The organism is Nocardiopsis lambiniae, assembly GCF_031845465.1.
Classification (GTDB): domain Bacteria; phylum Actinomycetota; class Actinomycetes; order Streptosporangiales; family Streptosporangiaceae; genus Nocardiopsis; species Nocardiopsis lambiniae.
In genome coordinates, this window is the sequence record NZ_JAVREP010000019.1 from 1 (window position 1) to 11277 (window position 11277).

Consider the following 11277-nt stretch of genomic DNA (forward strand, 5'->3'; position numbering starts at 1 on the left):
CGCGGGTCCGACGGGGTTGTTGCCCGAGGAGTTCGATCCGGTGAGCGAGCGGGCGTTGGGCAATCATCCGCAGGCGTACTCGCATTTGGGGTTGATCCGCTGCGCCCGCCTGCTGGACCAGGGCTGACGGGTTGAACCAGGGCTGAGGCGCCTTATGTGGGTTGACATATAGCGGACCTCCGGAGCGATGAGAAGAGTGAGAAGCTTTTCCCGCGCCCGGAGGTCCTGTTCCGATGCTGCCCCTCAACTGGCTGTTCGTCCACCTCTACGTCCTCATAGATGACGCGATCAAGGACCGGACGATGCCGATCCCCGCACGTCCGGGCCCGCCCCCGGCCTGCACCGATGCCGAGATCCTCACCATCGCCCTGGCCCGCCACCTGCACGGCTCCACCAGCGAGCACGCCTGGCTGCGCCAGGTCCGCGCCGACTGGAGCCACTACTTCCCCCGCCTGCCCCACCAAAGCGAGGTCAACCGCCGCACCCGCTGGCTCTGGGGCGCCTTCGAGCTGCTGCGCACCCACCTGGCCGCCCAGGTCGGCCAGGACCCCTGGCAGCAGATCGACACCACCGCCCTGCCGGTCAAGCACCCCTCCCGGGTGCGCGGCCCCGACTCCTGGGCGGGACCGAACGACCTGGTTGCGGGGTTCGGCCGCGACGTCGCCCACGGCGAGTGGTTCTACGGCTTCCGCCTGGGCCTGCGCTGCGACCTGGACAGCCGCATCGTGCGCTCCTGGGAGATCACCCGGGCCGCGGTCAACGACCGGGGCGTGGCCCAGGACCTGCTGGAGCAGGCCGCCCCGCCCGTCGGGCTGCTGCTGGACCGCGGGTTCGCCGGGCGGGGCTTCGCCCGGGCCCAGGCCGAGCGGGGGACCCGGGTCGTGCTCGCCCCGACCCGGGCCGAGCGCCGCACCGCCCCGGCCTCCCACTGGCGTCCGGTGGCGGTGCTGCGCAACCGAATCGAGACCACCAACGGCGAGATCACCGAGATCATGGGGCTGGCCCGGCACGGCGCGCACACCTTCTGGGGGTTGTTGACCCGCACCGCGGCGGTACTGTGCGCGCACACGCTCTGGCTGGTCGTGCTCAAACCGACCAACAAACCCACATAAGGCGCTTGAGGAGGACCGCACGCGAGCGCGTGCGGTGGTGAGGGGCCGTTGCACGGGAACGTCCGTGGGACGGCCCCTTCGCCATGGGCGGGGATGGCGCGGGTCGGGGAGAGGCCGGCGCCGATCCCCGTCGTCGTCCCCGAACGGACCCGACGAGGACCACCGTCGACCCCTGCGCCGGGAAAGGCGCCTTCGAGGTGGTGACGATCTCGTCTCCGCCGTGGTGTGCGACGGGGTCATCGCGGTATCCGTCACGTCAGCAGGCCCACATCACGCGCGGCCGGGCGCGGGCGAGGATCCGCGTGGCGTGCGGGTGCCGTTTCCCGCGAGCCGGTCGGCGTCGGCGACCGTGGCCTCGACAGGGCTGGTCGATCGGCTCGCCACGGGGCGTGTCCCCTGAGCCGGTCGGACGGCCTCGGCCCGGCGGGGAGGGCGGAACTCATCGTGGTCGTCGAACGGCTCGCGGAACCGGCCACGCAGTCACCGGGACCGAGAGGTCACGGACTCACCCGAGAGGGCTGTACCAGGGATGGCCCTCCCATGAGCGCACCCCCGGGCGCGGTGTGCTCCCGACCGGCGCGCCTCCGTCCGACCGCGGCACGCGAAAGGCGGCCCCGCGGCCCGGAGATGACCGGGAGTGTGGGCCGCGGGGCCGCTGGTGTGGCACGTGCCGCATCGGGCTGGACGCGCCCTCACCGTCGGGGAGGGCGCCCGACGGTGTGTGGTCGGTCCGGCCGCTCTCCGCGGCCGGACCCGGGGCGGGACACCGTCACTTCGTGGAGCCCGCGAACACCCCCTGGACGAAGTACCTCTGGAAGGCGAAGAACACCACCAACGGCACCACCATCGACAGGAACGCCCCCGACGCCAGCAGGTCGATGTTGCTCCCGAACTGCCGCAGTTGTGAGCGCAACGCCACGGTCAGCGGCGCCGCGTCCGGGCTGGTGAACACCAGTGCCACCAGCATGTCGTTCCACACCCACAGGAACTGGAACACCGCCAGCGACGCCAGCGCCGGTCGGGCCACCGGCAGGACCACCTTGCGGAAGATCCGCCATTCCCCGGCCCCGTCCATACGGGCCGCCTCCAGCAGGTCGCGCGGGATCCCCACGAAGAAGTTCCGCAGCAGGAACACCGCGAACGGCAGCCCGAACGCGACGTGGAACAGGATCACCCCGGTGATCGACCCGAAGATCCCCATCGCCCCGTACATCTGTGAGATCGGGATCAGCGAGGCCTGGATGGGCAGTACCAGCAATCCCACCACGCCCACCATGACCCAGTCGCGCCCGGGGAAGTCGAGCCACACCAGCGCGTAGGCGGCCAGCGCCCCGATGAACACGACCAGCACCGTCGAGGGCACCGAGATGTACACGGTGTTGAGGAACGACTGGAGGACGACCTGGTTGTCCAGCAGCCTCTCGTAGTTGTTCAGGGTCAGTTCGGTGGGTTCCAGCAGGATCGTCCACCACCCGCTGTTGGTGTTGGCCGACTCCGACCGCAACGACACCAACAGCAACCCCACCACGGGGGTCATCCAGAACAGGGCGATCAGCACGAGAACGCACTGGAGCGTCCCGTTCCCGAGACGGTCGACGAGTCGGCTGACGGCACCCCGGCGGGGGGCTCCGGACACCGACACCTCGACGACGGAGGGTGTACTCCGGGTCGGCGTGCTCACGAGCGCTCCTTGCGGAATCGGCGGATGTTGAAGTACATGATCGGCAGCACCAGGATCAGCAGCAGGACCACGAGCGCGCTGCCCAACCCCTGGTTGCCGCCCGCTCCGAAGGACACCTGCCACATCTGGAGGGCGATCACGCTCGCGTCGGCCTGGACCGACCCGGGCGCGATGACGAACACCAGGTCGAAGATCTTGAGGACGTTGATCACCAGGGTCACGAACACCACCAGCAGCAGTGGTCCCAGCAGCGGAATGGTGACCTTGCGGAACACCTGCCATTCGGTGGCGCCGTCGACCCGGGCGGCCTCCAGGGCGTCGCGGGGGATGGCGGCGAGCCCGGCGGCGATGAACGTGATCGCGAAACCGGTCATGATCCACACCCACGCGGAGATGATCACCGGTGTGATCAGGCCGGACCCCAACCAGGTCAGCCCGTTGAAGGGTTCGGTGAAGTTCTCCTCCGCCAGGTGCAGCGTGTACTCGCCTGGTGCCAGGTCGGGGAGGACGAACCGTCCGTCGTCGCCGGTGGTGACGGTGGCGACGACCTCGGTCCCGCTCAGCGCGCGCACCGTCACCCGGGGCATGCCGTTCTCGCCCTCGTCGATGACGCCGGGTTCCCCGCCCAGGGCGGAGTCCAGCCAGACGACCCCCTGGAGGACGTCGGGCTCGGCCTCGGGCAGGTCCGCCGCGGCGGCCTGTTCGGGCAGCATGCCGGGGCGGATGCCCACCAGGGGCAGGGTGACCACGTCTCCGGGGGAGTGGGCGCTCGTGGTGGTGTACCCGCCCAGGGTCGGGTCCGCGGCCAGCCCCTCCTGGGGGCGGGCGCCCGGGTACTCCGAGGGGGCCGCGAACACGTCGTGCACGGTCACGACGGCCGCGTTGACCAGGCCCCGTTCGGGGCTCTCGTCGTAGACGAGCCGGAAGATGATGCCGGAGGCGAACAGTGAGATCGCCATCGGCATGAACAGCAGGATCCTGAAGGCGGTCGCCCAGCGGATGCGTTCGGTCAACACCGCCAGGATCAGCCCCAGCCCGGTGACCAGTGCCGGGGCGACCAGCACCCAGATCCCGGTGTTGCGGATCGCGGTGAAGGTGCGCTGGTCGGTGAACATCCGCTGGTAGTTGTCCAGCCCGACGAACCGGTCTCCGGAGCCGTCGAAGAGACTGCGCACCACGGAGTACACGGCCGGGTAGGCGAGGAACACCGCCAGGAACAGCAGGGCGGGCAGGAGGAACAGTGCGGCCGGGCCGAACAGTCGGCGCAGGCGGCCCGGTCGATGGTCGGATACGGGTCCCCCGGGGGGCGGGGCGGCGCCCCCGCCGGTGTCGCCACCGGCGGGGAGCGTGTCATCGGTGATCATGTCAACCCTGGTCGTGGATGCGGGAGCGGGAACGGGAGCGAACGGGAGCGGGCTCGTCATTCTCCGTAGGCTTCGGCGGCCTCCGCCTCCAGACGCTCCATGGTCCCCTCGACGTCGGAGGGGTCGCCCAGGAAGTCCTGGAGGGCCTGCCACATGCCATCGCCGATGGTGGCGCCGAAGGCGGCGGGCTGCAGGTCGGACAGGTCGAAGCGGATGTTGTCGCCGGCGGTGATGATCTGTTCGGCGACCTGGCCGGTGAGCGGGTCGGCGTAGGTGTCGGTGGTCACGTGCCGGTTGGGCGAGACGAACCCGCCCTGGGCGGCCCATGCGCCCGCGGCCTCGGGGGAGCTCAGGAAGCGCAGCAGTTCCATGGTGGCCTCGTCATCGGTCATGGCCACGGCGGCGTCGCCGGCCACCACGACGGCCTCACCGTCCCCGGCGATGTAGGGGAACCTGTAGTGCAGGGCCTGTTCGCCGACGGCCGAGTCGGTGCTGGAGGAGACCACACCGCCGATGAAGTCGGCGCCCACCACCATGGCGGCGGAGGGGTCGTCGTTGAACACGTTCGTCACCGAGGTGGGGAAGTCGGTCTGAAGGGTGCCGGCGGTACCGCCGGCGAGCAGGTCCGGCTCTCCCCAGACCTCGGCCAGGGTCTCCAGCGTCTCCTGGACGCTGGGGTCGGTCCAGGGGATCTCGTGCGCGCTCAGCGCGTCGTACTTCTCCGGGCCGGCGATCTGGAGGTAGGCGTTCTCGAACCAGTCGGTGAGGACCCAGCCGTCGGCACCCGCCACCGAGAGCGGGCTGACGCCCACGTCGGCCAGGTTCCGGGACAGCTCCGTGAACTCGTCCCAGGTCTCGGGGACCTCGGCGCCGGTCTCCTGGAAGAGGTCGTCGTTGTACCAGACGAGGGACTTGTTGGTGACCTTCAGGTAGACGCCGTACGCCTGTCCGTCCACGGATCCGATCTCGCGCCAGGCGTCGGCCATGTGGGCGTCCATGTCGGTGATCACCTCGTCGGTGAGGGGCACCAGCGCGCCCTCTGAGGCGAAGTGGCGGAGGAGACCGGGCTGGGGGATGAGCGCCACGTCGGGCACGTCACCGCCCTGGATCCGGGTCTGGAGGACGGTGGGCAGTTCGTCCCCCACGCCGCTGTAGGTCACGGTGGCGCCGGTCTCGGACTCGAACAGGTCGAGGACCTTCTCGAAGGCCTCCTGTTCGTCGCCGGCCCAGGGGCCGACGATCTCCAGGCTCACCGATCCGAGGTCGGTGTCGGAACCGTCACCGCCACCGCAGGCCGTGGCGGCCAGGGCCAGGGCCAGGGCGGCGGCGGTGACCGCCGGGGCCCGGCGCGCGGTACGGCGCGGATCGCGCCGGGTGGCGAGGTCGGGACGGGACGAGGGAGAGGGGGATGACGTCATGGGTATCACTCCTGGGATTCGTGGTCGTGGATGGCTTTGCCGTTGGCCGGGTCGAAGAAGTGGAGCCTCTCGGTGTCGACGGCGATGGTGATGTCCTGGCCCTCGAAGACGTGGGTGCGGGGGCTGAAGCGACCGACGAGGACCACGCCCTCGGAACCGGCCGAGAGGGTGTCGTCGGCGCCCACGTCCCGGGCCAGTTCGCGGGTGTCCTCGGTGACGACGGGGTCGGCGTCCAGGGGGAAGTGGACCAGGACGTCGGAGCCCATGGCCTCGACCAGGTCGGCCACCGAGGTGAGGGTCGCCCCCTCGGTCGCGCCGACGATCGCGGCGTCCTCCATGTCCTCGGGGCGGATGCCCAGGACGACCTTGGCCCCGGCGTAGCCGCGCAGGGCGGGCCGTCGGTGCAGCAGGCCTTCGGGCAGGTCGAGGGTCTGGTCGCCCAGGCGCAGACGGAAGTGTCCGTCGTCGTCGGTGAGGGAGGCGGTGAGCAGGTTCATGCCGGGCGAGCCGACGAAACCCGCGACGAACAGGTTGCGGGGGTGGTCGTACAGCTCCTGGGGTGGCCCGACCTGTTGCAGGACGCCGCGTTTCATCACGGCGACCCGGTCGCCCAGGGTCATCGCCTCGGTCTGGTCGTGGGTGACGTAGACCGTGGTCACTCCCAGGTCGCGCTGGATGCGGGCGATCTGGGCGCGCATCTGCACGCGGAGTTTGGCGTCCAGGTTGGACAGGGGTTCGTCCATGAGGAACGCCCGGGGCCGGCGGACGATGGCCCGCCCCATGGCCACCCGCTGGCGCTGGCCGCCGGACAGGTTGCCGGGTTTGCGTTGGAGGTGCTCCTCCAGTTCCAGGATCCGGGCGACCTCGCGCACCCGTTCCTCGATCTCCGCCTTGGGGAGTTTGCGCAGGCGCAGCCCGAAGGCGATGTTCTCGAAGATGTTCAGGTGCGGGTACAGGGCGTAGGACTGGAAGACCATGGCCACGTCGCGATCCCGCGGGGGGACGTCGTTGACGACGCTGTTCCCGATGCGGATCGTCCCCTCACTGATCGACTCCAGCCCGGCGATCATGCGCAGGGCGGTGGTCTTTCCGCACCCGGAGGGGCCGACCAGGACGAGGAACTCGCCGTCCTGGATGTCCAGGCGCAGGTCGTTCACGGCCCTGGTCCCGTCGGTGTAGACCTTGCCCAGGCCGTCGATCACTATCTCCGCCACTGCGTCTCCGTCTAGAATGGTGGCGGCCGGACCGGGGCCGCCGTCGAACCGGTGTCGCCGGGGCGGGTGGACCTGTCATGTGACCCCCGCCACCCTGCGGCGACGTGAGTTGACAGTAATGCGGGGCACCCTAAGGAAGCCTTAACTCACCGTCTCATTCGACTTAAACCGGCGGCCCCTCCTCCCCGTTCGGTGGGTTCCCGGTGCGTTCGTCCTGTTCGTTCGGTGTCTCGGGGCTCGTGCGTCGCTTCATCCTTGGTTAACGTGAGCGCATGGCGACGGTGTTGTTGGTGGAGGACGATCCCATGGTGCGCGGGGCCCTGATGCGGGCCCTGAGTCACCTCGGTCATGTCGTGCACCCGGTGGGCACGGCCTTGGAGGCGTTGCGCGAGGCCACCGAGCACACCCCGGATCTGGTCATCCTCGATCTGGGGCTGCCCGATCTCGACGGCGCCTCGGCCCTGCGCATGCTCCGGGGGTACAGCGATGTCCCGGTGATCGTGGCGACGGCGCGCGGCGACGAGCCCACGATCGTGCGGCTGCTCAACGACGGCGCCGACGACTACGTGGTCAAACCGTTCTCCAGCACGCAGCTGGCCGCGCGCATCAACGCGTTGCTGCGGCGGTCCTCGCGCGGCCCCTCCCGCGACGACGAGCGGGCCGATCTGGTCGTGGGCGATCTGGTCATCAGCCTGGAACGGCGCGAGGCGGTGTTGGAGGGCCGGGTCCTGGACCTGTCCCGCCGCGAGTTCGACCTGCTCGCCCACCTGGCCGAGAACGTCGGCAAGGTCGTCACCCGTCGCGAACTCGTGGAGACGGTCTGGCACCAGCACCCGTTGGTGGGCCACGACCAGACCATCGACGTGCACGTGTCCTGGCTGCGCCGCAAACTCGGGGAGAGCGCGGGGCATCCCCGCTACCTGCGCACGGTGCGCGGCGTCGGTCTGAAGATGGTGGAACCCGGGTGAGGGACCTCCTCGCGCGTCTGGTGACCCTGACCACCGCCCTCGTGGCGGTGGTGATGCTGGCGGTGGCGACGCCGTGGCTGTGGTGGGACACCCGCGAACGCGTCGAGGGCCGGGTCATGCTCCAGGCCGACCTGGTCGCCACGGCGGTGTCGGTGGACGCCGACCCCGACGCCCTGCACCGGGTGCTGGCCGTCGTCCCGGCCGGGCAGCGCGGGCACGCCGCCGTGCACCTGCCCGGCCGCCCCGCCGTCGGTGCCAGCCGTTCGGCGGCCGAGGACGTGGAGGCGGCGCGTGTCGGCGAGGTCGGCCCGGTCCGGGTGGAGGGCGGCACGGTGCACCTGTCGGCGGCCCGTACCTCCGAGGGGGAGGTCGCCGTGGTGGAGGTGTACCTGCCCGCGGGCACCGTTCTGGGCGAGGTCCTGCCCGTGCTGGCCGGTCTGGTGCTCGCGGCGGTGCTCGCGGTGCTCGGTGCGGTCGTCGTGGCGGATCGGCTCAGCAGGCCCGCCCTCCGGGCCCTGCGCGCGCTGGCGATGACGGCCGTGAGCATCGGTGAGGGCAGACTCAACGCCCGGGTGCGGGTGCACGGCCCGCGTGATCTGGTGGTGCTCGGGGATTCCATCAACGCGATCGGCGAGCGTGTCCAGGATCTGCTCTCCAAGGAAGGGGAGATGGCCGCCGACGTCTCCCACCGGCTGCGCACCCCCTTGACCGCGCTGCGTTTGGACGCCGAGTTCCTGCCCGACACGGAGGGCGAGCGGATCAGGGACGCGATCGCGGCCCTGGAACGGGACGTGGACGACATCATCCGCAACGTGCGTCCGCGCGCCGGGTCGCTCGCGGGGGAACGCGAATGCGATCTGGCCGAGGCGGTGCGCTCACGGATGGGGTTCTGGTCCATGCTCGGCGGCGACCAGGGGCGACAGGTGGAGGTGGACCTGCCCGGTGGGCCGGCCCGGGTGGCGCTGCTCCCGGAGGACTGCGCTGCGGTGCTCGACGCCCTGGTCGGGAACGTGTTCCGGTACACCCCGGCGGGGAGTCCGCTGTCGGTGACCGTGGTCCGGCACGCCGGGTGGGTGACGTTGAACGTGGAGGACGCCGGTCCGGGTTTCGCCGACCCGGCGTCGGCGTTGCGGCGCGGGGCCAGCGGCGTGGGTTCCACGGGGTTGGGACTGGACATCGTGCGGCACGCCGTGGAGGCCACCGGGGGTACCGTGCACCTGGAACGCGGAAGGTTGGGCGGGGCTCGGGTGCGGGCCCGCTTCGCGGAGGTGGGCGTCCCGCACGAGGCCGATCAGCCCCTGGCGTGGCGTCTGCGTCGATCCGGCTGAACGGTCCGCACTTCGGCCCCGTTTCGGGTCGGCGCAAAAGCGTTGACTTCTCGGGTCATCAGGGGCACTTCGTCCTTTTTCGCTGCTATGTGCGCGTGTACGGTGACCACCTGTGGCCACCGACCCCGTTATTCGCCGGAATCCGGTAGCGAGGCGTGGTGGGATGACCCCCATGAAGACCCAGACCCCCGTGCGGATCAGTCCCGCGGCCGAACTCATCGCCGCCTTCGTCTCCACCGGTCCCGCCTTCGGCGACCGCGCCGGACTGGCGCGGTTCCTGCGCGCCCACCGCCTGGCGACCGAAGGGGCCATCCCGATCACCCTCGCCGACCTGGACGAGGCCATCGCCCTGCGCGAGGGGATCCGCGCCGTCCTGGAGAACGCCCCCGAACCCGACCCCGAGGTGCTCGCCCGCGGCCAGAAGGTGCTCGACGGCCTCCGCGTCACCGTGCGCCTCCAGCCCGGACGCGAGCAGCTCGCCCCCGCCGTCGTGGACGAGGTGCGGCGGGGCCTGGCCCGTATCGCCGGCGCCTGGGCGAGCGTGCTCTCCACCGGCGAGTGGCGTCACCTGCGCCACTGATCCGGGGCGGTCCACGCGTGCCATCGGTGGGCGGGGATCCGGGCGGACCCTGACGGGACGCCCTCCGCGCGAGGGCGGGCCCTCCGCGGGCCGGGACACGGCCGTCACCGCCCGTCCGGGGAGGCACCCGTGCCCGGTCCCGTCGCCGCCGCGCTCGTCCTCCCCTCGATCCCGGAAGCCGTCCCCGCCCACGCCGCGGGGTGGGGGGGCGCGGGCTCCCGCGGAGGGGTGACTCGGCCCGCCCGTGCGAGGAGCGCGGCCGGGCGGGTGTGGAGGCGGGGGAGTGGACCGACCACCGGTGGACCCTCTCGTCCTCGGGTCTTCGATGATCGGGCCTTCGGTGATCGGGCGGTCGTACGTCCGGCGCCCAACGCCGCCGCCCGGCCCCGGGGATCCGGGACCGGGCGGGGACACCCGTGACACGGGTCTCAGTCGTCGTCGCGGTGGCGCAGGTAGCGTTCGAACTCGCGGGCGATCGCGTCGCCCGAGGCCTCCGGCAGTTCCGCCGTGTCCTTGGCCTCCTCCAGGCCCCGCACGTAGGCGGCGATGTCCTCGTCCTCGGCGGTGAGGTCGTTGACCCCCGCCTCCCACGACGCCGCGTCCTCCGGCAGCGACCCCAGCGGCACCGTGGCGCCCGCGAAGTCCTCCACCCAGGCCAGCAGCGCCAACGTCGCCTTGGGACACGGCGGCTGCGCCACGTAGTGGGGGATGGCCGCCCAGAGGGACACGGCCTCCACCCCGGCGGTGGAGAACGCCTCGTGCACCACGCCGACGATGCCGGTGGGCCCCGCGTAGGTGGTGGCCTCCAGCCCCAACTCGGCGCCCAGCTCGCGCGGGGACGCCATGCCCGTCACCGGGATCGGCCGGGTGTGCGGGGCGTCGGCCAGCAGCGACCCCAGCATCACGGCGCGCCGTACGCCCAGTCCCCGGGCGACCGCCATGAGGTCGGCGGCGTAGGAGCGCCATCGCATGTTGGGCTCGGGGCCGGTGACCAGCACCACGTCACGCCCGCCGGGCATGGTGGCCACCCGGAAACGGGTGGTGGGCCATTCGACCGGGCCGACCAGCCCGTCCACGACCGTCAAACGCGGCCGGGTCACCTGGAAGTCGTAGTAGTCGTCGGGGGTGAGTGCGCACAGCTCCTGGGCGTCCCACTCCCGGGCCAGGTGCTCCACGGCCAGACTCGCCGCTTCTCCGGCGTCGTTCCAACCCTCGAACGCAGCCACCAGTACCGGGTCCACGAGTTCCCGGGTGAGCTTGGTCATCGGCGGCCCCTTCCTGGACGCGAACGCAATCCACCCTATGGGGTGGCACCCCGCGGAGGGAACGGTTATACGGACTCCTCACGCCGACGCTCCCGGACACCCCGGGGGACACCGGTGCGAGCACCTGACCCACGTTGCGAAACGGCGGATGTTGTAGCCTCGGGGCAGCGACTGATTCGGACACCGTAGTCCCGGCCGCATCGACCCGATCGCACCACGGATCGGTTCAGTGAGTGACCAGCCCGGCGGCCTCGCCGCCACTGTTCCACGGGTCCGACCGAGCCCGCCACTGCTCGGGGGCGCCCACGGGACGGGGAGAGCCGGACTGCACCGGCACGGGCACCCTT

Annotated in this window: 10 protein-coding genes; 5 read left to right on the forward strand and 5 right to left on the reverse strand. The window is 71.3% G+C overall.

Going from position 1 to position 11277, the window contains the following annotated elements:
- Window positions 1-19 precede the first annotated feature (19 nt).
- Together RM479_RS27635 and RM479_RS22195 are read left to right on the forward strand one after the other, a co-directional pair.
- A complete protein-coding gene (locus RM479_RS27635) occupies window positions 20-127 on the forward strand; it encodes a hypothetical protein (RefSeq protein ID WP_449590056.1) in 108 nt (35 codons plus the stop codon).
- A gap of 106 nt (window positions 128-233) precedes the next feature.
- Window positions 234-1112 carry an IS982 family transposase gene (locus RM479_RS22195; protein ID WP_311513693.1) on the forward strand — a complete coding sequence of 293 codons (879 nt, stop codon included), beginning with the start codon at window positions 234-236 and terminating at the stop codon, window positions 1110-1112.
- Window positions 1113-1881: 769 nt separating this feature from the next.
- On the opposite strand, the gene RM479_RS22200 is transcribed toward RM479_RS22195, so the two are convergent.
- The 4 genes from RM479_RS22200 to RM479_RS22215 are packed head-to-tail and all read right to left on the reverse strand — an operon-like array spanning window position 1882 to window position 6789.
- Window positions 1882-2793 (reverse strand): carbohydrate ABC transporter permease, encoded by a 912-nt coding sequence (locus RM479_RS22200; protein ID WP_311513694.1) that lies wholly within the window; start codon window positions 2791-2793, stop codon window positions 1882-1884.
- Complete coding sequence (locus tag RM479_RS22205) at window positions 2790-4157, reverse strand: ABC transporter permease subunit (RefSeq protein ID WP_311513695.1); 1368 nt, start codon at window positions 4155-4157, stop codon at window positions 2790-2792. The genes RM479_RS22200 and RM479_RS22205 overlap by 4 nt, the downstream gene beginning before the upstream one ends.
- A gap of 56 nt (window positions 4158-4213) precedes the next feature.
- On the reverse strand, window positions 4214-5575 hold the full coding sequence (locus RM479_RS22210) for an ABC transporter substrate-binding protein (RefSeq protein ID WP_311513696.1): 1362 nt from the start codon (window positions 5573-5575) through the stop codon (window positions 4214-4216).
- Window positions 5576-5580: 5 nt separating this feature from the next.
- Window positions 5581-6789, reverse strand: a complete 1209-nt coding sequence (locus tag RM479_RS22215) for an ABC transporter ATP-binding protein (RefSeq protein WP_311513697.1) — start codon at window positions 6787-6789, stop codon at window positions 5581-5583.
- Window positions 6790-7061: 272 nt separating this feature from the next.
- Between RM479_RS22215 and RM479_RS22220 the strand changes: the two genes are divergently transcribed.
- The 3 genes from RM479_RS22220 (at window position 7062) to RM479_RS22230 (ending at window position 9665) form a co-directional block, all read left to right on the forward strand.
- Window positions 7062-7757: a response regulator transcription factor gene (locus tag RM479_RS22220; RefSeq protein WP_311513698.1), complete on the forward strand. Its 696-nt coding sequence runs from the start codon at window positions 7062-7064 to the stop codon at window positions 7755-7757.
- Window positions 7754-9085 carry a sensor histidine kinase gene (locus RM479_RS22225; protein WP_311513699.1) on the forward strand — a complete coding sequence of 444 codons (1332 nt, stop codon included), beginning with the start codon at window positions 7754-7756 and terminating at the stop codon, window positions 9083-9085. Before RM479_RS22220 ends, RM479_RS22225 begins: the two co-directional genes overlap by 4 nt.
- Before the next feature lie 163 nt (window positions 9086-9248).
- Entirely contained in the window at window positions 9249-9665 is a 417-nt protein-coding gene (locus RM479_RS22230) for an ABATE domain-containing protein (RefSeq protein WP_311513700.1), read from the forward strand.
- 428 nt (window positions 9666-10093) lie between these two features.
- Here the strand turns inward: RM479_RS22230 and RM479_RS22235 are convergent, their stop codons facing one another.
- Window positions 10094-10930 (reverse strand): PAC2 family protein, encoded by an 837-nt coding sequence (locus RM479_RS22235; RefSeq protein WP_311513701.1) that lies wholly within the window; start codon window positions 10928-10930, stop codon window positions 10094-10096.
- Window positions 10931-11277 lie beyond the last annotated feature (347 nt).